This window comes from Pseudomonas sp. F(2018), from assembly GCF_005508865.1.
Lineage (GTDB): Bacteria > Pseudomonadota > Gammaproteobacteria > Pseudomonadales > Pseudomonadaceae > Aquipseudomonas.
Window position 1 is genome coordinate 398,214 of the sequence record NZ_SCOM01000004.1, and the last position, 20,615, is coordinate 418,828.

Sequence of the window (20,615 nt, forward strand, 5' to 3'; positions counted from 1 at the left end):
TGCTGGGCGGGGCGAGACGACCGGTCATATGCTCGCCGCCATGAACAACACAGTCCGACTCGACAAGCGCGACCTGATCCTGGCCAAGGGCTCGGAGGTGATGACGCGCCGTGGCTACCACGGCACCGGCGTGATGGAGATCGTCCAGGCCGCCGGCATTCCAAAGGGCAGCTTCTATCACTACTTCGCCAGCAAGGAAGACTTCGCCCTGCAGGCGCTGGAGTTCGTCTACGGACCACGCCTGACGCGCTACACCGAGGCGCTGAGCAACCCGGCGCTGAGCCCGCGGGCACGCATCATCGGCTATTACAGCGAGCTGCTGGCGCACTTCAGCCGCCAGGAGCAACCCGAGTACCACTGCTTCATCGGCAGCCTGAGCTTCGAGATGAGCGAAGTGCTGCCGGCCATCGGCGCCGAGGTCGAGCGCATCCAGCAGGCCTCGGTGGAGATCCTGCAGGGCTGCCTGGAGCAGGCCAAGGCGGCCGGCGAGCTGGCCGTGCACGAGGATTGCGAGAACCTGGCGACCTTCATCGCCAACGCCTGGCAGGGCGTGCTGGCGCGCCTCAAGGTCGGCCGCAGCCTGCAACCGCTGGAAGCCTTCATTCACCGTCTGGAGCTGCTGCTGCGGCCCTGACTGTTTTTTTGCCCATTGACGAGACGACCGGTCAGCTGGCCGGCACCAAGGAGTCCCCATGACCGCTAAAGCCCTGTTCGAGCCCTTCCGCCTGGGCAACCTGGAACTGCCGACCCGCGTGGTCATGGCGCCGATGACCCGTTCCTTCTCTCCGGGCGGCGTGCCCAATGCCAAGGTGGTCGAGTACTACCGTCGCCGCGCCGCCGCCGGCGTCGGCCTGATCGTCACCGAGGGCACCACCGTCGGCCACAAGGCCTCCAACGGCTACCCGCACGTGCCGCGCTTCTACGGTGAAGACGCCCTGGCCGGCTGGAAGCAGGTGGTCGACGCGGTGCATGCCGAAGGCGGCAAGATCGTCCCGCAACTGTGGCATGTGGGCAACGTGCGCAAGGCCGGCACCGAGCCGGACGCCAGCGTGCCGGGCTACGGCCCGAGCGAGAAGGTCAAGGAAGGCAACGTGGTGGTCCACGGCATGACCAAGCAGGACATCGCCGAAGTCATCGCCGCCTTCGCCCAGGCCGCCCTGGACGCCAAGACCATCGGCATGGACGGCGTGGAGATCCACGGCGCCCACGGCTACCTGATCGACCAGTTCTTCTGGGAAGGCAGCAACAAGCGCACCGACGAATACGGTGGCGACCTGGCCCAGCGTTCGCGCTTCGCCATCGAGCTGATCCAGGCCGTGCGCGCCGCCGTCGGCCCGGACTTCCCGATCATCTTCCGCTTCTCCCAGTGGAAGCAGCAGGACTACACCGCGCGCCTGGTACAGACCGCCGAGGAACTGGGTGCCTTCCTCAAGCCGCTGGCCGATGCCGGCGTGGACATCTTCCACTGCTCGACCCGCCGCTTCTGGGAGCCGGAGTTCGAAGGCTCCGACCTCAACCTGGCCGGCTGGACCCGCCAGCTGACCGGCAAGCCGACCATCACCGTGGGCAGCGTCGGCCTGGACGGCGAGTTCCTGCAGTTCATGGTCAACACCGACAAGGTCGCCGAGCCGGCCAGCCTGGAGAAGCTGCTGGAACGCCTGAACAAGCAGGAGTTCGACCTGGTGGCCGTGGGCCGCGCCCTGCTGGTCGACCCGGACTGGGCGGTGAAGGTCCGCGATGGCCGCGAAGGCGACATCCTGCCGTTCAGCCGCGAGGCCCTGAAGCAGCTGGTCTGATCATTCGCTTTACCCCGGCGCGTCGTTGACGCGCCCCTCCAAGCCCCGGCACACCGGGGCTTTTTTATGTCTGGCGGGCCTGCAGCAGGTGTTCCTCGAACTGCTCGACGATGGCCGGCCAGCCCTGTTTGCCGGCGTGCTGGCGAGCATTCAGACGCACCCGGCGGAATATCTCACCGTCCTCCAGCAACCAGCGCGCGGCCTTGATGAAGGCCTGTTCGTCGCCCGGAATGGCGAGGGCGCCGTTATGCCCGTGGCGGATGTGCTGGGCCGCCGCGGCCTGGTCGAAGGCGACCACCGCCAGGCCCGAGGCCAGGGCCTCCAGCACCACATTGCCGAAGGTCTCGGACAGGCTGGGGAAGAGGAACAAATCGCCGCTGGCATAGTGCGCGGCCAGCGCCTCGCCGCGCTGCACGCCGCAGAACAGTGCATCCGGCAGCTGCTCCTGCAGCTGCGCACGCAGCGGGCCGTCGCCTACCAGCACCAGGCGCAGGCGTCGTTGCGGCAGGCTGCGCTGCAATGCGCGGAAGGCGCGGACCAGCAGCTGCAGGTTCTTCTCCGCGGCCAGGCGGCCGACGTGGACCACCGCGATCTCGTCCTCGGCCATGCCCCAGGCGGCGCGCAGCTCGCTCGAACGGCGCGCCGGATGGAACAGCTGGCCGTCGACGCCGCGTGCCAGCAGCTCCAGGCGCTCGAAACCGCGGCGTTGCAGCTCCAGGCGCTGGCTGGGGCTGGGCACCAGGGTCAGCCGCGAGCGGTTGTGGAACCAGCGCAGGTAGCCGGTCAGTAGGCGGGTGAGCAGGCCGAAGCCGTAGAGGTCGCTGTACTGCTGGAAGTTGGTGTGGAAGCCGCTGACCACCGGGATGCCCAGGCGCCGCGCCGCCCGCAAGGCGGACAGGCCGAGCGGGCCCTCGGTGGCGATATACAGCACGTCCGGGCGATTGCGCTTCCAGCGCCGCAGCAGCTTGTGCAGCGAGGAGTGGCCCCACTGCAGGCCGGCGTAGCCGGGCAGCGGCCAGCCGCGGGTCAGCAGCAGTTCCTCGTCGCTGCGGTTCGGCTCGTCGGCCTGGCGCGGGCGCACCAGCTGCAGGCGATGGCCGCGCTCACGCAGGCCCTGGCACAAACGGCCGAGGGTATTGGCCACGCCATTGACTTCGGGGGGATAGGTCTCGCTGACCAGGGCGATATGCAGGCTTGTGACATTCATGGCACCAGTCTGGAAGGGCGCCGTGTCGCGCTCGTGACGCCGGCGTGAACGAATCGTGACCGGCGTCTGCGTGGAATGGCGTGCGGCTCTAGCGAGCCGCAACCGATGTGGACAGGGGAAACGCCTGGCGCAGGCTGGCGGTGAGGTGCTGTGGCTGCGCCGCCTGCACCTGGATCAGCCCGGCCTGCAGCGCCTGTTCGGCGCTCAGCTTGCCTTGCTCCAGGGCCAGCAGCACGCCTTCGCCGGTGACGATGGCGTTGCCGTCGGCGCCGGGGGCGGCGACGTGCAGGGTCACCTGCAGCTGCGTGCCGGTGCCGTCGAAATGCGCCCACAGGCCCGGCTCGACCAGCAGCAGGCTGAAGCTCTCGCCCTGGGCAAGCGGGGCGAGGGCCACGCGCAGCTTCTCCAGCATGATCAACACCCGGCGCATGCCGAAGCCGCCGGGCAGGGCCACCGGCTTGGCCAGCAGCTTGGCCTGGTAGGCGTCGTGGATGGCCAGCGCCACCGGCAGCGAGGCCGGGTGGGCGATGGCCAGGTCCGCGGCCATGCCGTCGTAGCCGCAGGCGTGGCTCGCCGGGCTGGCGCTGCCGAGCAGCAGCACCAGCCCTATGGCCGTTATCGACGAGGCTCTCATGGGGTGACGATGTCGAACCAGAAGTCGAACTTGTCGAGCAGGCCCATGAACTCGCCGAAGGCCTGCGGACGACCATCGAACTTCAGCTCGCCGGAAGCCACTTTCTGCTCCAGGGTCGCCTTGCCCAGCTGGATGTCTTCCAGCGCGGTCTTGCTCATGGTCAGGCCCACATCGGCGTCGGCCGCGGCCTTGTCCTCGTAGGTCAGCACGCCGTTCTCCACGGTCAGGGCGTAGCTCTTGTCCAGGTCGGTGAAGTTGTAGTTGAGCACCAGCTTCTTGCCGGCGGCGCGCTCGCCGTTGAGGCGCACGGCCAGGTAGTCGAAGAGCATTTCCGGGGTCATGGCGCGGATCACGTCCGGGCTGGCGGTGACGGCGCCGCCGGCGGCCGGCTTGCCGTTGCGCAGCTCGAAGGCGCCCTGCAGGTACATGGAGCGCCACGGGCCGGACTCGGCCTGGTAGCCCAGCTGCTCGAAGGTGTCGGCCAGCAGGTGCTTCGCCTCGACATTGTCCGGCTCGGCGAACACCACCTGTTTGGCGACCTCGGCCACCCAGCGGTACTCACCCTTGGCGAAGTCGCCCCTGGCCTTCTCCAGCACGGCCGCCGCGCCACCCATGTACTCGACGTACTTCTTCGCCGCCGGTTGCGGCGGCAGCTTGTCGAGGTTGGCCGGGTTGGCGTCGTACCAGCCCAGGTAGCGCTGGTACACGGCCTTGGCGTTGTGCTTGAGGGTGCCGTAGTTGCCGCGCCCGGCCCAGAAGGCTTCCAGCTCAGGCGGCAGCTTGATGGCCTCGGCGATCTCCTCGGCGTTCATGCCCAGGTTGAGCATGCGCACCGACTGGTCGTGGGTATATTTGTAGAGGGCGCGCTGCTTCTTCAGGTAATCGCCGATCTGCGCCTGGCCCCACTGCGGCCAGTGGTGGCTCTGGAAGCGCACTTCGGTCTTGTCGCCGAACAGGGCGAGGGTCTCGCCGATGTATTTGGACCACTGCAGGGCATCGCGCACCTGCGCGCCGCGCGGGGTGAGCACGTTGTGCATGTTGCTAGTGGTGTTCTCGGCCATCCACATGGCCTTGGTGTCCGGGAAGTAGGTATTCATTTCCACCGGTGCCTCGGTGCCGGGGGTCATCTGGAAGACCATGCGCACGCCGTCGACGGTCAGTTCCTGGCCAGTCTTGCTGACGAACTCGGTGGGCTGGATCAGGGTGACCGTGCCACTCGAGGTGGTCATGCCCAGGCCGGCGCTTACGCCGCCTTGGGCGTTGCGCGGCAGCAACGCACCGAACTGATACACCGCGCGGCGGGCCATGGCATTGCCGGCGATCACGTTCTCGCTGACCGCATGCTCGCTGAAGCCCTCGGGCGCGATGATGCGCACCTTGCCTGCCTTGACGTCGGCCTCGTCGACTATGCCGCGCACGCCACCGAAGTGGTCGATGTGCGAGTGGCTGTAGACCACGGCGACCACGGGTTTCTGGCCCAGGTGCTGGCTCACCAGCTCGTAGGCGGCCCTGGCGGGTTCCGTGCTGATCAGCGGGTCGAAGACGATCCAGCCGCTCTTGCCCTCGACGAAGGTGATGTTGGAGACGTCGTAGCCGCGTACCTGATAGATGCCATCGGTGACCTTGAACAGGCCGTACTGCAGGTTCAGCTGGGCGTTGCGCCACAGGCTGGGGTTGACGCTATCCGGCGCCGGCTGGTCGAGGCCGATGTACTGCTTGTAGCTCTCCAGGTCCCACACCACTTTGCCGTTGGCATCCTTGATGGTCAGGCTGTCCGGCTTGGCGATGAAGCCGCGCTGGGCATCCTCGAATTCGCGCTTGTCGTTGAACGGCAGTGCCGCCAGTACTGCCTGCTGGGCCACTTTGGTGGCCTCGGTCGCCGGCTTGGTGGTGGCGGGGGCGGCCTGGGCGATGGCGCTGGCCAGCAGGGCGCAGGCCAGCCCGGCGGAAGTCAGGCATTTCAGGGAGTGGTGCATGCTGTGCGTCCTCATTGTTATTGGTAGATGGTGATGACCCGTGGCCATCAGGCCTGGGCGATCCATTGCGCGGCACGCTCGCCGATCATGATCGACGCCGCGTTGGTGTTACCGCCGACCAGGGTCGGCATGATCGAGGCATCCACCACGCGCAGGCCCTGGATGCCGTGCACGCGCAGCTGGCTGTCGACCACCGCGCCCTCGTCGTTGCCCATGCGGCAGGTGCCGACCGGGTGATAGATGGAGTCGGTACGGCGGCGCAGCAGCTCGATCAGTTGCTCGTCGCCGAGCTGGCCGGCGTTGTGGATGTCCTGCAGGCCGAAGCGCGCCATGGGCGCCTGCGCAACGATCTCCTGAGTCATGCGGTAGCCCTTGAGCAGGGTCTGCACGTCGTCGTCATGGCCGAGGAAGTTGGGGTCGATGCGTGGCGGCGCGCTGGGGTCGGCCGACTGCAGGCCGACGCTGCCGATGCTCTTCGGCCGCAGCACGCAGACGTGGCAGCTGAAGCCATGGCCCCAGTGCATCTTGCGGTTATGGTCGTCGAGCATGCTGACCACCGAGTGCAACTGCACGTCCGGACGGGCCAGGGCCGCGTCGGTCTTGAGGAAGGCACCGCCCTCGGCGAAGTTGCTGGCCAGCGGGCCGCGCTTGCGCGCCAGGTAGCGGGCCAGCGCCGAACCCATCTTCAGGCTGCCACCGAGCGAGTAGCCGAGCAGCGAGTTGTCGTGGCTCTTGTAGCACTGCACCACGTCGGGGTGGTCCTGCAGGTTCTGGCCGACCCCGGGCAGCTCGTGCTGCACGGCGATGCCATGGGGCTTGAGCTCGGCCTCCGCGCCGATGCCGGAGAGCATCAGCAGCTGCGGGCTGCCGAAGGCGCCGGCGCTGAGCAGTACTTCCTTGCGTGCCTTGAGCGTAGTGGAGCGGCCCTTGATGCGCACCTGCACGCCGGTGGCCTGCTGGCCCTGCAGGAGGATGCGCTCGGCGTGGGCGCCGGTGAGCACGGTGAGGTTGCGCCGCGCCTCGCGAATCGGCTTGAGGAAGGCGGTGGCGGTACTCCAGCGGCGGCCATCGCGGATGGTCACGTCGTACTGGCCGACGCCTTCCTGGTCCATGCCGTTGAAGTCGGCGTTGTAACGGTGCCCGGCCTTCTGCCCGGCCTCGATGAAGGCGTGGGTGGCGGCGTGCGCCTCGATCTGGCCGACGTACAGCTCGCCCTGCTCGCCGTGCAGCTCGCAGGCGCCGCGGTGGTTCATCTCGCTCTGGCGGAAGTACGGCAGCACCTCGGCGAACGACCAGCCGGGGTTGCCCAGGGCGGCCCAGTCGTCGAAGTCGCTGTGGTGGCCGCGGATGTAGATCATGCCGTTGATCGAGCTGCTGCCGCCGAGCACCTTGCCGCGCGGCTGGTAGCCGACGCGCCCGCCCAGGCCGGGTTGCGGCACGGTATCGAAGGCCCAGTTGACGTGGCGGGTCGGCAGGATGGCGGCGATGCCGGCAGGAGCGTGCACCAGTGGCGACCAGTCGTGCGGGCCGGCCTCGAGCAGGCACACGGAAACCGCCGGATCGGCACTGAGACGGTTGGCCAGCACGCAACCGGCCGAGCCGGCACCAATGATGATGTAGTCGAATTCCATGGCAGCTCCGGGAGCGGGAGGGGACGCAGGAATTCTTCGTGGAGTCGGCGGCTAAAGATTGATCTTTGCCGACGAATATTTGATCTTTGCCGACATGGAACCCTTCATCAGAACCACCTCATTCGCCGGTTTCCGCGAGCTGGTCGCCAAGCTCGGCGGCGATCCCTGGCCGCTGCTGCAGCGCTTTCGGATCAAGCCGGAACTGCTCGACGACGAGGACGCCCGGGTACCGCTGCGCTCGCTGGTCGGCCTGCTGGAATGCGCCGCCCAGGAGCTGGACTGCGCCGACTTCGGCCTGCGCATGGCCGAGTACCAGAACCTGCACGTGCTCGGCCCGATCGCGGTGATGGCGCGCAGCTCGACCAGCGTCGGCCACGCGCTGGCGGAGATCGTGCGCTTCATCGGCTACCACAGCTCCGGCGTGCGCCTCGACCTGGACCGCAGCGAGCCGCAGGCGCCGCGCCTGGTGATCGACCTGCTGTTGCCCGGCCCGGTGCCGCAGCGGCAGATGGTGGAGCTGGCCATGGGCGTGGGGCACAACACCATGAAGCTGCTGTGCGGGGCCGGCTTCAGCGCGCAGAGCATCCTGCTGTGCGGGGTCAGTCCGCTGCCGCTGGCGCGCTACCGGCGCTATTTCCACACCGAGGTGTATGGCGGCCAGGCCTGCAACGCGCTGGTGCTGACCCAGCAGCAACTGAGCCAGCGCATCGAGCAGCAGGACGCCAACCTGCACCGCATGCTCGGCCAGTACCTCAGCCAGGTGCATGGGCAGAGCGCCTCGGACCTGGTCGACCAGGTGCGACGCCTGGTGCTGCGCCTGCTGCCGACCCAGCAATGCCGCCTGCCGCTGATCGCCGAGCAGCTCGGCCTGCACGAGCGCGCCCTGCAACGTCAGCTGGCCGAGCAGGGTCGGCGTTTCGATGAGCTGCTGGAGAGCATTCGCCGCGACCGCGCCGATCTCTATCTGGCCGAGCGCGACATTCCCATGTCGCAGATCGCCGGCATGCTCGGCTACAGCGAGCAGAGCGTGTTCAACCGCGCCTGCCGGCGCTGGTTCGCCTCGACCCCGGGCGAGCGCCGCCGCCTGTTGCTGGAGCAGCGTCGCGGCTAGCCGGCCAGGCCCAGTTCCTTGGCCCGCGCCACCGCCTGGGTGCGCCGCTCCACGCCGAGCTTGAAGTTGATGCGCTGAGCGTGGGTCTTCACCGTGTGCAGGGAGATGAACAGGCTCTCGGCGATCTGCTGGTTGGACAGGCCCTGGACGATCAGGCGCAGCACGTCCAGTTCGCGGCGGCTGAGCAGGGCGGCGGGCTCGCTGCTTTCGCCGCTGCCGCCGGCCTTGCCGGTCCAGCGCATGAGTGCCGGGTTGCGCTGGGCGAAGGCGCGCTCGACGCTGGCCAGGCCGATCTGCCGGGCCATGGCCATGGCATCCAGCAGGGTCTGCTTGGCCTGCGCCTGGCGGTTGCTGGCATACAGGCCTTCGGCAAGGCTGAAGCCGATCTCGCAGGCCAGTGGCCGGCGGCCTTCCGCCAGGGCCTGGGCATGCATGCGCGTCAGGCTGTCCAGCGCTTCGCTCACTTGCACTTCTTCCCCGGCCAGTTGCGCCTGGGCCAGCAGCAGCTGCAGGCGCATGTTGAGGTCCGGGGTGCCGAACGGCGGCAGCTGCGGTGGCCCCGCCAGTATCCCGCGCAGTGCCTTCTCGGCCTGGCTGTGGCGGCCCTGGGCCAGCCACAGGCGCGCCTTGCTCGCCAGCAGCAGGCCCTGATACAGCTGGGCGCTGATATGGCCGTACTGCATCAGACGCTCGATGTCGGCGATGCGCGCGAAGGCGCCGGCGATATCGCCGTGCAGGGCGTCGATCTCGGCCAGCCCCAGCAGACCCCAGGCCGCGGCGGGGTCGGCGCAGGCCTGGCATTCCTGCACGCCGGCGTTGAACACGGCCTCGGCCTCCTGGTAGCTGCCGCGCTGCAGCAGCAGGCTGGCGCGCAGCAGTTGTCCGCGCCCGCGCATAGGACTGGGCTCGTTGCCCCAGGCACTGCCCAGCTCGGTGTGCAGGCGGCTGAGCAGGCTCTCGGCGCGCAGCAGCTCGCCACGGATTTCCAGGAGCTTGGCGTGCTCCAGGGCCAGCAGGCTCTCGAAGGCCAGGCTGCCGTACTCGCGGGCCTGGCGGATGGCCACCCGGTTGAGCTCCTGGGCGCGTTCGAATTCGCCCTCGGTCAGCGCCTGTTCGATCTGCAGCAGGCGGCACAGCAGGCGCTGGCTCCAGGCCCGCTCGGGCAGCTCGTCGATGGCCTCGGCCACCATCTGCCGCGCCCGCTCGGCGTCGCCGCGGTGGAACGCCAGCTTGCCGGCCAGGGCCTTCCACTGGGCGATCAGCTCCCGTTGGCGCAGCGCATTGGTCTGCGGCAGGAAGCGCTCCAGCGCCGTCAGGTACTGCTCGCCCTCGTCGAGGTGGCCGCTGAGCAGCAGGGCCCAGGCGTTGAGCAGGGCCAGGCGTGGCGTGCTGGTGCGCAGCGTCATCGGCAGTTCGCGGCACCATTCCAGCAACAGAGCCAGGTCGCGGCCCTGCAGCAGGCGATCCTCGGTGAAGTGCTGCATCAGGCTGGCGGCCACTTCCTGCTGGTCGGCCTTGAGCGCGTATTCCAGCGCCGGGCGGATCTGCTCGCGGCTCACGTACCACTGGCAGGCCTTGCGGAACAGGGCCTTGGCCATGCTGCTCGGCAGCTGGCCGGCCAGGGTCGGCGCCAGGGCCGGTTGTATGCGCAGCAGGCGGCCGTCCTGGTCCACCGTCTCGATGAACAGGCCGCACTCGCGCAGTTGCTGCAGCAGCTGCGCGCCTTCGCCGACGCCGAGCAGTTGCTCGCACAGCTCACTGTCGAAGGAGGGGAACTGGGCCAGGGTGTAGAGGGCCAGCTGCCAGTCGCCGGGCAGCTCGTCCAGCACCTCGCGCTTGAGGTAGTCCAGCAGCAGCCCGCCGCCGTCGGCCGGCAGCGCCTGGCCGGGCTTGCTGCCGAGCAGACGCAGGCGCAGGCCGGCGCACCAGCCCTGGGTCTGTTCCAGCAGCTCCAGCACGCTGGGGCGCAGCCACTGGTGGCCGGCGCGTTGCAGCAGTTCGCCCAGCTCGCTTTCGGAGAAGGCCAGCTCGCGGCTGCCCAGCTCGAACAGGTCGCCGTCCAGCAGCAGACGGGCCAGCTGCAGCTGTGGTCGGCGCCGGCTGGCGATCCACCAGCATACCTGGGCCGGGGTGGCGAGCAGCAGGCTGTTGAGGGTCTGGTCCAGCGCTGCATCGGGGCTGCGCGGGTAGTCGTCGAGCAACAGCCACAGGGGTTGCTGCAGTTGTTGCAGGTGTTCTTCGATGGCCTCCAGGCGGGCTTCGCTCAGGCCGAGTGCGGCGCTCAGGCGGCGCAACAGCTCGCTGGCGCCGAGGGGACGGCCGCGCAGGTCGAGATGGACGAACTTGGTGCCGCTCGGCCGCTGCCGCACGCATTCGCCGAGCAGCACGCTCTTGCCGCTGCCGGCCGGGGCGCAGAGCAGGCGCAGGCGGCAGTCGGCCTGCAGCAGTGCGTCGCGCAGGCGCGGGCGGGGCAGGTGGCTGGGCGGCAGCCGGGGCAGGTCGGCCTGAGACAACGTGGCCATGGACTCACTCGAATACGGGTTGGCGTGATTCATCCTTGCAGAGCCTGGCGGGAGTGCGCAAATGCGCGGCCATAAAAAAAGCGGCCCGAAAGGGCCGCCAAATCACGGAGTTGCCTGGTGTTGCCGGGGTCAGCGCACGCCGGCCTGGCGCAGGGCCGCCGGGGTGTAGCTGGAAGCGCTGGCCTTGGCGCCGAACTCGATGCCCTGTTTCTCCTCGTTCTTCAGGCCGAGCACCGAGTAACGGCCGGAGATCAGGTCATACAGGGTCTCGGCGGTATAGCCGGGTACCTGCTTGTGGTAGTACTGCTGGATGTGGCCTTCGCCCACGCGCCACAGCTGGCCGCGACCGTCGTAGTGATCGACCAGCGCCAGCTGCCAGCTGTCCTCGTCGAAGTACATGTGGCGGGTAGCGTAGATGTGGCGCTCGCCCGGCTTGACCTTGGCCACCACTTCCCACACGCGGTGCAGCTCGTAGCGGGTCAGGTCCTGGTTGATGTGGCCGGCCTTGAGGATGTCCTTGTACTTCAGGCTCGGCGAATCCAGCTTGTAGCTGTTGTAGGGGATGTACATCTCCTTCTTGCCGACCAGCTCCCAGGTGTAGCGATCCGGGGCGCCGTTGAACATGTCGTAGTTGTCCGAGGTGGCCAGGCCGTCGGCGGCGGTGGCCGGGCCGTCGTAGGCCACCTGCGGGGCGCGGCGCACGCGGCGCTGGCCGGCGTTGTAGAGCCAGGCCATGCGCGGTTCCTTGACTTGGTCGATGGTCTCGTGGACCAGCAGCACGTTGCCGGCCAGGCGCGCCGGGGCGGTCACGTTTTGGATGAAGTAGAACAGGATGTTGTCGGCCTTGCTCTTGTCCAGGTCCGGTAGGTTGCTGGGGTAGGACACCTCGTCGGTGAACTGGACCATGCTGAACGCGCCATTGGCCTGCGGTTGCACGCGGGTCATGTAGCGCTTGACGTTGCCGCCGCGGTAGCGGGTGCTGTGGTTCCACACCACCTCGACGCCGCTCTTGGGCAGCGGGAAGGCGTAATAGCGGCTGTCGCTGAAGCCGGCCAGGCCGTTGCCGCCGTCGATGCCCTCGGTGTTCAGCGCGCTGGTCTTGGCGGCGGCGTAGATGCTGTCCGGCACGGCGGCGCTGCGGTGGCTGGGGTACACCGGGATCTTGTAGGTCTCTGGGTAGCGCTTGAACATCGCCAGCTGGCCGGCGGACAGCTTGTCCTTGTACTGCTCGGCATTGGCGGCGGTGATGGTCAGCAGCGGCTGCTCGCTGGCGAACGGGTCGGCGAGGAAGCCCTTGGCGTCCACCGCGCCGGCATTGGTCGGCAGGCCGCCAGTCCACTCAGGGATGCTGCCATCGGCATTGCCGGCTTTCTCGGCGCCGATCGGCGTCAGGCTGGTGCCCAGTTTTGCGGCTTCGTCCGGGCTGACTTTGGCCATCACGCTGGTGGCCAGCAGGGATAGCGCCAGGGCACCGGTGTGCAGAAGGGTACGTTTCATCATGTCTTCACCTTTCTTGTTCTATGGCTGGCTCAGAAGCTCATGCCGACGCTGACGGCCAGGAAATCCCGGTCGATGCTGGTGTTGTATTCGCCGCCGAAGAAGTCGGTGTAGGCGATGCTGGCGGTGTAGGTGTTCTGGTAATCGGCATCCAGACCGATGCTGATGGCCTTGTTGCCTTCGGTGAAGGTTGGACTGTAGCCATCCACGTCATGCGACCAGGACAGGTTCGGCTTGAGGTTGATGCCGGCGAACACATCGCTGTAGTCGAGGATGGCGCGGGCGCGGTATCCCCATGAGGTGTTGGTGAAGAATCCCTTGTTGTCGCAGTTCTGCGGGTTGGCCGAGTTGAGTAGGCCCTCGCACAGGGAGTTGGTCGGGATCTCGCCGTTGCCGAACTCCGGGCCGCGGCCATAGCGCAGCTCGTTCTGGTTGAGGTCGCTGACGTGGGTGTAGCCCACCTCGCCAACCAGAGTCAGACGCTCGGCCCCCATGACCTGATCGAAGAACTGGGTGACGGTCATCTGGGCCTGGGTCATCGGCTTGCGCACGTAGCCGTCGATGGTCTCTCCGGCGCCACGGGCGGCGTGGCCGCTGGTATAGATGGGGCTGTTGTTCCAGATCAGCGGGCCGGCCTGGGCCACTGCGGCCACGGTCAGGTCGGTGGTGTTGAGCTGCATCGGCATGTTCGGGCGGTAGCTCAGCTCACCGGCCACGGCGGTCGAGCCGACGTTGGTGGCGAAGCTCACGCCGTGCAGGCGGATGTCTTCCGGGTAGTCGAGGAAGTACTTGCCGCTCAGCTCCCCGGTGACCGGATCCTCCACGTCGTACAGGCCGGGATCACCGGCGACGTAGGAGAGGATCGGGCTGCGGCTGTGGTAGTTCATGCTGTAGAAGCCGAACTCGGTGTCGTTCAGCTCCGGCGCCATCCAACGCAGGGCCACGCCCCACTGGCCGCTGTCCCTGGCGTCCTGGTCGCCCAGGCGGCCGAGGTAGCGATAGCCGGCGGCACCGCGCGTGTCGAAATCGCTGCCCTGGGCGGCGAGGCGGTTGCTGCAGCCGTCCTGCACGACGTCCACGGCGAAGAAGGTGCCGCAGTTGTCGGCGACGGTCTGGTCCCACTCGATCTGGTAGAACGCCTCGACCGCGAGGTTGTCGGTCAGGCTCTGCGAGACGTAGAACATGTTGACCGGGATCAGGCCCTCCTTGATCTCGGCTCCGGGACGACGGAACGCGGCGGCGTCGACTGGGTTGATGGCGTTGATCGAGTTGAAGATGAAGGTGCTTTCGCCCCAGCTCACCACTTGCTTGCCCAGGCGCACGGAGCCCGGCTGCTCGGCGATGCTGTAGTTGTGGTAGACGAAGGCGTCGAGGATCTGCGCGCCGGAAGACTGCGCGGCCTGCTTGCGGTTGGAGTCGTCGATGTCGTAGAGCAGGCGGCTCTCGTCCTTCAGCTCGAAGTCGTACCAGTACTTACCGCGCACGAAGACGCCGGTGTCGCCGTATTTCAGCTCGAGGTCGTGGATGCCCTTGAAGATCTTCGAGAAGGTCTCGCCCTTCTTGAAGTTCAGGCGGCCGTCGTCGGTGGTTTGCGAGGAGGCTTCGCCGCCGTTGCGCACGCCTACCAGATCCGGATCGGCGCCGCGCATGGACCAGCTGGCGCCTACCGAGAGGGAAGAGTCGACCTGGCCTTCGATCTCGCCGATGTTGAAACTCACGGCCTGGGCGCCGACCGGCAGCCCTATTGCGATTGCGGCTGCCAGTGCATGCGGCCGGAAGTTCGCGCGCCTTGTTGTTGTAGTCATGCGCTACCCCTGTGTGGTGGTTGATCGGCGGCCAAGCTAATCAATCGGCGCGGGGCGGGTAACGGATGAAGGAGTGATCTTCCGATTCACTCTTTGTAGTGAGAGGGCGGGCGGAGGGCGCTGGCGGCGGCGTGCTGCACAAATGAAAAGGCCGGTGCAGCAGGGCCGCACCGGCCGGTAACACTCTGGTTCGGAATGACCGGGCGGCGAGTGCGCCCGGCTCGGGGGATCAGCGGTGCAGCAGGTCGGGGCGGTAGCGGGTCGGGCTGGAGTCGCCGCCGTCTCCCGCCAGCTCGTAATCGAAGCAGATATCGCTCACCAGCTGGCTGATCTGGTCGTCATCGCCCAGGTTGCCGATATCGATGCCGACCACGGTGAGCTCCACATTGTCGGAACCTTCGGCCAGGATCTGGATCGTCATAAAGCGGCCATCGGGAATGCTGCACACACAGCGAAGCGGGAGGAAGGCACTCTCGACGTTCCTGCAGAGCTCCACATTGGTCAGCGACTGTCCCATCTCTTGGCCCCCCTGGCGTTGGTGCAGCGTGGTGTAGAAGCCTGACCATAGCAGTTGGGTATCTGCAACGCTGCCCCTTTCATCGGTAAAAATATCGAGATAGAGCGGTCCGGCACAGTTTTATGTACTGGCGAGTGGCCATTGGCTGGCGCACGAAGCCCGTCCCGCAAGGGACGGGGAGCAGCTCCGGGGTGCGAGCGGCTGGCCAGAAAACTTGCCAGCCCTGCGTTCACTGTGGCGCCGGCACCGCCTCGCTGCGTTCACGCACCCAGAACAGCGTGGCACCGGCCACGGCGGCGGGCATCACCAGGATGTTGACGAAGGGGATCAGCAGCGCCAGGTACACCGTGCCGCCGAAGCCCAGGCTCTGCCAGCGCTTCTCGCGCAGCCAGGCGAGCATCTCGTTCCAGCCCAGCTTGTTGTTGTCCGCCGGGTAGTCGATGTACTGCACCGCCATCATCCAGATGCCGAACAGTATCCACAGCGGTGCGGCCACCAGGTTGAGCACCGGCACGAAGGTGAGGATCAGCAGCGGGATGGCGCGCGGCAGGAAATACGCCAGCTTGCGCATCTCGCGGCCGATGGTGCGCGGCATCATGGCCATCAGCTCGGCCCAGCTGAAGGGTGGGAAGTCGTCGCGGCCGCGCAGCACCACTTCCACCTTCTCGGCGAGGAAGCCGTTGAAGGGCGCGGCGATAATGTTGGCCAGCAGGGTGAAGGTGAAGAACATGATCACCAGCACCAGCAGGAAGAACAGCGGGGTGAGCACGTAGGTGAGGAAGCTCAGCCAGTCCGGCAGGTTGGGCATCAGGCTGTCCATCCAGATGCCGAACTGCTGCATGGCCAGCACGATCAGGCCGAGGAACAGCAGGGTGTTGACGGCCAGCGGCAGCAGCACGAACAGGCGCAGGCCGGGGCTGAGGACCAGCTTCAGACCTTCGCTCAGGTATTGCGGGCCGGAGAGGGCGGGATTGAGCATGACGAGCTCCGCGAGAATGGAATCGCGCCGACCTTAACCACTTTGCCTGGAGGAGGAAAGCAGCCGCGGGTGATACAGGCAGGCGCGGTTGCGCTCGCGCTTGGCCTCGTACATCGCGCTGTCGGCGGCCTTGACCAGACTTTCCGGGTCGCCAGCGTGGTCCGGATAGAGGGCGATGCCGATACTCGGCGTAACAAAGTCGATGATGTGCCCGTCGAGGCGGGCCGGATTCTGCAGGACGCCGAGGATGCGCCCAGCCAGCTTGTAGGCGGCCTCGACGTTGCCGCCGGGCATCAGCAGGGTGAACTCGTCGCCGCCCAGGCGGTAGACCCGGTCCGGCTGGCGCATGGTGCCGCGTATGCGCTCGGCGATGCTCACCAGCAGGGCATCGCCGACGTCATGGCCGAAGCGGTCGTTGACCTCCTTGAAACGGTCCAGGTCCAGATACAGCAGGGCCAGGTGGTTGTCGCTGCGCTGGGCCTGATCGATGGCCTGCTTGAGGTGTTCGGTGAAGGCCTTGCGGTTGCCCAGGCCGGTCAGCGGGTCGCGGTAGGCCATGTCCAGCAGCTGGTTCTGGTAGGCCACCTGGTCGCTGATGTCGCGCAGGATGCCGCGGTAGCCGGCGAAGCCGCCCTGGCTGTCGCTGATCAGCGAGAAGCGTGTCTCGTAGTAGCCCTGGCTACCGTCGAGGCGGCGCAGCGGCGCGGCGAAACGGGTGTTCTCGCCACTCTCGCGGGCACGCCCGAACAGCTGGCGGGCGCGCTCGATGTCCGCCTCTTCCAGTACCTCCTCGAAGGATTTCTCCAGCAGCGCCTCGCTGGGGTAGCCGAGCATGCTGCACAGGGCGCGGTTGACGGCGACTATCCGGCCCTCCGGGGTCAGCTCGAAGTAGCCGTCGTGGATGGCATCGAGAATCTCGCGGTCGCGGGCTTCGCTCTGCTCCAGGCGTTCGAGCATGCGGTTGACCTCCTGGGCCAGCTGGCCCAGCTCGTCGTTGCCGCGGTCGCCGATGCGCTGATGGGCCGAGTCCGGGCCGATGGCGGCGATCTCCCGGTTCATGCGCAGCACCCGGCGCAGGATGCCGAAATCCAGGCCCAGGTAGATCAGCACCCAGGCCACCAGGCCGACGGCGGTGGCCTCGGCCAGGAAGATGGCGATGGCCTTGTGCCCCTCCTGGTACAGACGGCGCTCGCGGGTCAGCTCCATGCGCAGCTGCGGCTCGCCCAGGCTGTTGCGGAACAGCAGGTCGAGCTGCTGGCGCTCCTCGTCCAGCACCCGGCGCGGGCTGATCTCGATCTGGTTGAGGTTGGTATTGCCGAGCATGGGCAGCGCGCGCCAGCCATCGTTCTGCCCCATGGGCGGCAACAGGCGCAGGGAGCCGTTGACCTGGGTCTGCAGCAGCTCGGCGCGCTCACCGTCGATGAAGTGCCCGGCCACCAGGGTGCCCAGGCTCGGCAGGCTGTCCTGGTTGTTGCTGATGCCGCCCATGGCCAGCACCAGCGGCACGCCCTGGATCACCACGATCTGGCCGCGCAGGTCCTCGCGTTTGTCCGGTTGGCGCAGGTGTCTGATCTGTTCGAGGATGGCGTCGCGCAGCCCCGCATAGCTGCGTGGCCGCTCCGTGCCCAGGGTGAGCATGTCCGGCAGGTCCGGCGGCAGCCATTGCTCGGCATGCACTTCGTCCTGCAGGTCGAGCAGCAGCATGAAGTCGAAGTTCATCTGCCGCAGCGCTTCCGGGTCCATGTTGCGGCGCATGAAGTCCGGACGCTGGCCGAGCATGAATTCGTAGCTGTCGTCCCACTTGGCGTAGCTGAGCACCAGGTCGAGGTTGCGCTTGAGATTGTTGTCGAGCAGCGCCTGCAGGCGCTTGGCCTCGGCGTTCAGCAGGGCCGCGTCCTGGCGGTCGAAGCGGCTGAGGATCAGGCTCTGCGACAGCAGGTAGGCGAAGCCCAGCGCGAGTAGCAGCAGCGGGGCGAACAGCCAGAACAGACGTTTGCGCAGAGTCATGCCGGGCAGCCTGGGTGGGGGTGAACCGAGTATAGCCAAGGGGGCCGCCGGCCCCTGGCGCATAGCCTCGGCCTATTGGCCGTATTGAGAATGGGCATTTTCCCCGATTGCGCCGCCTGGGTAGCCTTGCCGGCAATTGCCCTTGTCGGGGCCGTGCCCATCTCAAGCCTTCCCCAAGTGCTGCGGGCCGGTCCCTTTTTCTTCAGGAGTTGGCCATGTCCGCTACCCGCCACGCCCGCGTGATCATTCTCGGCTCCGGCCCCGCCGGCTACAGCGCCGCCGTGTACGCGGCGCGCGCCAACCTCAAGCCGCTGCTGATCACCGGCATCCAGGCCGGTGGCCAGCTGACCACCACCACCGAGGTCGACAACTGGCCCGGCGATCCCCATGGCCTCACCGGCCCGGCGCTGATGCAGCGCATGCAGGAGCACGCCGAGCGCTTCGAGACCGAGATCGTCTTCGACCATATCAACGCCGTGGACCTGGCCGGCAAGCCCTTCACCCTGGTCGGCGACAGCGCCACCTACACCGCCGACGCGCTGATCATCGCCACCGGCGCCAGCGCCCGTTACCTGGGCCTGCCCTCGGAGGAGGCGTTCATGGGCCGCGGCGTGTCCGCCTGCGCCACCTGCGATGGCTTCTTCTACCGCAACCGCGAGGTGGCGGTGGTTGGCGGCGGCAACACCGCCGTGGAGGAGGCGCTGTACCTGGCCAATATCGCCAGCAAGGTGACCCTGGTGCATCGCCGCGAGACCTTCCGCGCCGAGAAGATCCTGCAGGACAAGCTGCGTGCGCGCATCGCCGAAGGCAAGATCGAGCTGCGCCTGAACGCCGCGGTGGACGAGGTGCTGGGCGACGCCAGCGGGGTAACCGGCGTGCGCCTGAGGCACAACGACGGGGCCAGCAGCGAGCTGCGCGTCGACGGCCTGTTCGTCGCCATCGGCCACACGCCCAACACCTCGCTGTTCGACGGCCAACTGGTGCTGAAGGATGGCTATCTGGTGGTCAACGGCGGGCGCGACGGCAATGCCACCGCGACCAGCATCCCCGGTGTGTTCGCCGCCGGCGACGTGGCCGACTCGGTGTACCGCCAGGCCATCACCTCGGCTGGCGCCGGCTGCATGGCGGCGCTGGATGTGGAGCGTTATCTCGACTCGATCTGAGTTCTGTCTGGCCATGAAAAAGCCCCGCGATGCGGGGCTTTTTCGTTCTCACCGGTCCACTCGCCGCCTTTCACCCCCGCTCATGTTCGGCACGTGGCGCGCCGGAGCGATTGCTGTGGGTGGCCTGGGTGCGAAGGACTAGCCGCCCAGGAGGTCGTGGGAGTCCAGCAGGCGGTAGGCGATTTCCGGCTGGCGCTCCAGGCCGCGGCGGATGGCGGCGGGGATCGCCTGGCGGGTCTTGCGGCACAGGCCCGGCAATGGGGCGATGGTGATGGCGATGCCGCGCATGCTGCGCACCTCGTTCAAGCCTGGCGCCACTTCCACGCGGATGCCGAGCTGTTCGTACATGCGCTGCTGCATGTGCCGCAGGTCGTCCAGGCTCTTCAGATTCTCCAGGCGCTCCAGCAGGCGCTGCTCCTCGTTGCGGGTCAGCAGCAGGATGCGCATGTCGCTGCCGGAGCTGTCCAGCAGCCGCTCGCGCTCGCAGTCGCAGGCACCGGGTGGGCAGGGTTGGCGGAGCTGGGGTGGGGATGACATGGGTGTCGATCATAGCCAGCCCGCTTCGTGCTTGCCCAGCGGGCGTGCCGACCTCCCGTCGGCCACTGCGACCGGTGTTCAGGTGGCCCGCGCCACCGCGCGAATTTCATACGTCCATGAAAAAGCCCCGCCTGAGCGGGGCTTGGTGCATCCGGGGCGATGCGGTTACAGGCGCGGATAGTCGATATAGCCGACCGGGCCCTGGGCGTAGAACAGCTCCGGGCGCGCCTCGTTGAGCGGGGCGTCCTTGGACAGGCGCTCGACCAGGTCCGGGTTGGCGATGAAGGGTACGCCGAAGGCGACGGCGTCGGCCTTGCCGTCCGCCAGCCAGGCGTTGGCCTGATCCTTGGTGAAGCGCTCGTTGGCGATGACCAGGCCGCCGAACTGCTCCTTGATAAAGGGAGTCAGGCTGTCGTCGGCCTCCCTCTCGCGGGTGCAGATAAAGGCCACGCCACGCTTACCCAGCTCGCGGGCCACATAGCCGAAGGTTTCGCGCGGGTCGGCATCGCCCATGTCGTGGAGGTCGCGGCGTGGCGACAGGTGCACGCCGACGCGATCGGCACCCCACACCGAGATCGCCGCGTCGGTGACTTCCAGCAGCAGGCGCGCGCGGTTCTCGATGGAGCCACCGTATTGGTCGCCGCGCTGGTTGGTGCTGCTCTGCAGGAACTGGTCGAGCAGGTAGCCGTTGGCGCCGTGGATCTCCACGCCGTCGAAGCCGGCGGCCTTGGCGTTTTCCGCGCCGTGGCGGTAGGCCTCGACGATGTCGGCGATCTCCTCGGTCTCCAGGGCGCGCGGGGTCTCGAAGCCCTTCATCGGACGGACCAGGCTGACGTGGCCGGCCGGCGCGATGGCGCTGGGGGCGACCGGCAGCTCGCCGTTCAGGTAGATCGGGTCGGAGATGCGGCCGACGTGCCACAGCTGCAGGAAGATGCGCCCGCCGTTGGCATGCACGGCGCGGGTGACATTGTGCCAGCCGCGTACCTGGTCTTCCGACCAGATGCCGGGGGTGTCCGGGTAGCCGACGCCCATCGGAGTGACCGAGGTGGCCTCGCTGAGGATCAGGCCGGCCGAGGCGCGCTGCACGTAGTACTCGGCCATCAGCGCGTTGGGCACGCGGCCTTCGTCGGCGCGGCAGCGGGTCAGCGGGGCCATGATGATGCGGTTGGGCAGCTCCAGGCTGCCGAGCTTGATGGGGTCGAACAGGGTAGTCATGGTGCAGCCTCCAGTGGG

Annotated in this window: 16 protein-coding genes; 4 read left to right on the forward strand and 12 right to left on the reverse strand. The window is 67.6% G+C overall.

What is annotated here, in order from left to right; genetic code table 11:
* Nucleotides 1–28: 28 nt before the first annotated feature.
* Both FFS62_RS18795 and FFS62_RS18800 read left to right on the forward strand, forming a co-directional pair.
* Nucleotides 29–634 carry a TetR/AcrR family transcriptional regulator gene (locus FFS62_RS18795; RefSeq protein WP_137974370.1) on the forward strand — a complete coding sequence of 202 codons (606 nt, stop codon included), beginning with the start codon at nucleotides 29–31 and terminating at the stop codon, nucleotides 632–634.
* Nucleotides 635–692: 58 nt separating this feature from the next.
* Nucleotides 693–1,796 carry an NADH:flavin oxidoreductase gene (locus tag FFS62_RS18800; protein ID WP_137974371.1) on the forward strand — a complete coding sequence of 368 codons (1,104 nt, stop codon included), beginning with the start codon at nucleotides 693–695 and terminating at the stop codon, nucleotides 1,794–1,796.
* Nucleotides 1,797–1,860: 64 nt separating this feature from the next.
* Here FFS62_RS18800 and FFS62_RS18805 read toward each other — a convergent pair whose 3' ends face one another.
* The 4 genes from FFS62_RS18805 to FFS62_RS18820 form a co-directional block, all read right to left on the reverse strand.
* On the reverse strand, nucleotides 1,861–3,003 hold the full coding sequence (locus FFS62_RS18805; RefSeq protein ID WP_137974372.1) for a glycosyltransferase family 1 protein: 1,143 nt from the start codon (nucleotides 3,001–3,003) through the stop codon (nucleotides 1,861–1,863).
* Nucleotides 3,004–3,091: 88 nt separating this feature from the next.
* The gene (locus FFS62_RS18810; protein ID WP_137974373.1) at nucleotides 3,092–3,637 is read right to left on the reverse strand and encodes a hypothetical protein; all 546 of its coding nucleotides are present in this window, start codon (nucleotides 3,635–3,637) and stop codon (nucleotides 3,092–3,094) included.
* On the reverse strand, nucleotides 3,634–5,613 hold the full coding sequence (locus FFS62_RS18815; RefSeq protein ID WP_137974374.1) for an alkyl/aryl-sulfatase: 1,980 nt from the start codon (nucleotides 5,611–5,613) through the stop codon (nucleotides 3,634–3,636). The genes FFS62_RS18810 and FFS62_RS18815 overlap by 4 nt, the downstream gene beginning before the upstream one ends.
* Nucleotides 5,614–5,660: 47 nt before the next feature.
* Nucleotides 5,661–7,244 (reverse strand): GMC family oxidoreductase, encoded by a 1,584-nt coding sequence (locus FFS62_RS18820; protein ID WP_137974375.1) that lies wholly within the window; start codon nucleotides 7,242–7,244, stop codon nucleotides 5,661–5,663.
* A 94-nt stretch (nucleotides 7,245–7,338) separates the two neighbouring features.
* Between FFS62_RS18820 and FFS62_RS18825 the strand changes: the two genes are divergently transcribed.
* Entirely contained in the window at nucleotides 7,339–8,355 is a 1,017-nt protein-coding gene (locus FFS62_RS18825; protein ID WP_137974376.1) for an AraC family transcriptional regulator, read from the forward strand.
* On the opposite strand, the gene FFS62_RS18830 is transcribed toward FFS62_RS18825, so the two are convergent.
* The 6 genes from FFS62_RS18830 to FFS62_RS18855 form a co-directional block, all read right to left on the reverse strand.
* Nucleotides 8,352–10,877, reverse strand: a complete 2,526-nt coding sequence (locus tag FFS62_RS18830) for a LuxR C-terminal-related transcriptional regulator (RefSeq protein WP_137974377.1) — start codon at nucleotides 10,875–10,877, stop codon at nucleotides 8,352–8,354. The two genes, FFS62_RS18825 and FFS62_RS18830, sit on opposite strands and share 4 nt — an antisense overlap.
* A 129-nt stretch (nucleotides 10,878–11,006) precedes the next feature.
* Nucleotides 11,007–12,374, reverse strand: a complete 1,368-nt coding sequence (locus FFS62_RS18835; protein ID WP_137974378.1) for a DUF1329 domain-containing protein — start codon at nucleotides 12,372–12,374, stop codon at nucleotides 11,007–11,009.
* A gap of 32 nt (nucleotides 12,375–12,406) precedes the next feature.
* Nucleotides 12,407–14,179: a DUF1302 domain-containing protein gene (locus FFS62_RS18840; protein WP_137974379.1), complete on the reverse strand. Its 1,773-nt coding sequence runs from the start codon at nucleotides 14,177–14,179 to the stop codon at nucleotides 12,407–12,409.
* A gap of 229 nt (nucleotides 14,180–14,408) precedes the next feature.
* Entirely contained in the window at nucleotides 14,409–14,696 is a 288-nt protein-coding gene (locus FFS62_RS18845) for a DUF1652 domain-containing protein (RefSeq protein ID WP_137974380.1), read from the reverse strand.
* A gap of 229 nt (nucleotides 14,697–14,925) precedes the next feature.
* Nucleotides 14,926–15,675: a sulfate transporter CysZ gene (cysZ, locus tag FFS62_RS18850; RefSeq protein WP_137974381.1), complete on the reverse strand. Its 750-nt coding sequence runs from the start codon at nucleotides 15,673–15,675 to the stop codon at nucleotides 14,926–14,928.
* Between the two features lie 33 nt (nucleotides 15,676–15,708).
* Nucleotides 15,709–17,682 (reverse strand): diguanylate cyclase domain-containing protein, encoded by a 1,974-nt coding sequence (locus tag FFS62_RS18855; protein WP_137974382.1) that lies wholly within the window; start codon nucleotides 17,680–17,682, stop codon nucleotides 15,709–15,711.
* Nucleotides 17,683–17,897: 215 nt separating this feature from the next.
* Here FFS62_RS18855 and trxB point away from each other — a divergent pair, with 215 nt between their 5' ends.
* Entirely contained in the window at nucleotides 17,898–18,845 is a 948-nt protein-coding gene (trxB, locus tag FFS62_RS18860) for a thioredoxin-disulfide reductase (RefSeq protein ID WP_137974383.1), read from the forward strand.
* Between the two features lie 138 nt (nucleotides 18,846–18,983).
* Here trxB and FFS62_RS18865 read toward each other — a convergent pair whose 3' ends face one another.
* Together FFS62_RS18865 and FFS62_RS18870 are read right to left on the reverse strand one after the other, a co-directional pair.
* Complete coding sequence (locus FFS62_RS18865) at nucleotides 18,984–19,382, reverse strand: hypothetical protein (protein ID WP_137974384.1); 399 nt, start codon at nucleotides 19,380–19,382, stop codon at nucleotides 18,984–18,986.
* Nucleotides 19,383–19,547: 165 nt separating this feature from the next.
* Nucleotides 19,548–20,597, reverse strand: coding sequence for an alkene reductase (locus FFS62_RS18870; protein ID WP_137974385.1), 1,050 nt, complete (start codon nucleotides 20,595–20,597; stop codon nucleotides 19,548–19,550).
* Between the last annotated feature and the right edge of the window lie 18 nt (nucleotides 20,598–20,615).

Coding starts and splice junctions, on each gene's coding strand:
- FFS62_RS18795 (WP_137974370.1), top strand. CDS start 29: ATGCTCGCCGCCATGAACAACACAGTCCGACTCGACAAGCGCGACCTG.
- FFS62_RS18800 (WP_137974371.1), top strand. CDS start 693: ATGACCGCTAAAGCCCTGTTCGAGCCCTTCCGCCTGGGCAACCTGGAA.
- FFS62_RS18805 (WP_137974372.1), bottom strand. CDS start 3,003: ATGAATGTCACAAGCCTGCATATCGCCCTGGTCAGCGAGACCTATCCC.
- FFS62_RS18810 (WP_137974373.1), bottom strand. CDS start 3,637: ATGAGAGCCTCGTCGATAACGGCCATAGGGCTGGTGCTGCTGCTCGGC.
- FFS62_RS18815 (WP_137974374.1), bottom strand. CDS start 5,613: ATGCACCACTCCCTGAAATGCCTGACTTCCGCCGGGCTGGCCTGCGCC.
- FFS62_RS18820 (WP_137974375.1), bottom strand. CDS start 7,244: ATGGAATTCGACTACATCATCATTGGTGCCGGCTCGGCCGGTTGCGTG.
- FFS62_RS18825 (WP_137974376.1), top strand. CDS start 7,339: ATGGAACCCTTCATCAGAACCACCTCATTCGCCGGTTTCCGCGAGCTG.
- FFS62_RS18830 (WP_137974377.1), bottom strand. CDS start 10,877: ATGGCCACGTTGTCTCAGGCCGACCTGCCCCGGCTGCCGCCCAGCCAC.
- FFS62_RS18835 (WP_137974378.1), bottom strand. CDS start 12,374: ATGAAACGTACCCTTCTGCACACCGGTGCCCTGGCGCTATCCCTGCTG.
- FFS62_RS18840 (WP_137974379.1), bottom strand. CDS start 14,179: ATGACTACAACAACAAGGCGCGCGAACTTCCGGCCGCATGCACTGGCA.
- FFS62_RS18845 (WP_137974380.1), bottom strand. CDS start 14,696: ATGGGACAGTCGCTGACCAATGTGGAGCTCTGCAGGAACGTCGAGAGT.
- cysZ (WP_137974381.1), bottom strand. CDS start 15,675: ATGCTCAATCCCGCCCTCTCCGGCCCGCAATACCTGAGCGAAGGTCTG.
- FFS62_RS18855 (WP_137974382.1), bottom strand. CDS start 17,682: ATGACTCTGCGCAAACGTCTGTTCTGGCTGTTCGCCCCGCTGCTGCTA.
- trxB (WP_137974383.1), top strand. CDS start 17,898: ATGTCCGCTACCCGCCACGCCCGCGTGATCATTCTCGGCTCCGGCCCC.
- FFS62_RS18865 (WP_137974384.1), bottom strand. CDS start 19,382: ATGTCATCCCCACCCCAGCTCCGCCAACCCTGCCCACCCGGTGCCTGC.
- FFS62_RS18870 (WP_137974385.1), bottom strand. CDS start 20,597: ATGACTACCCTGTTCGACCCCATCAAGCTCGGCAGCCTGGAGCTGCCC.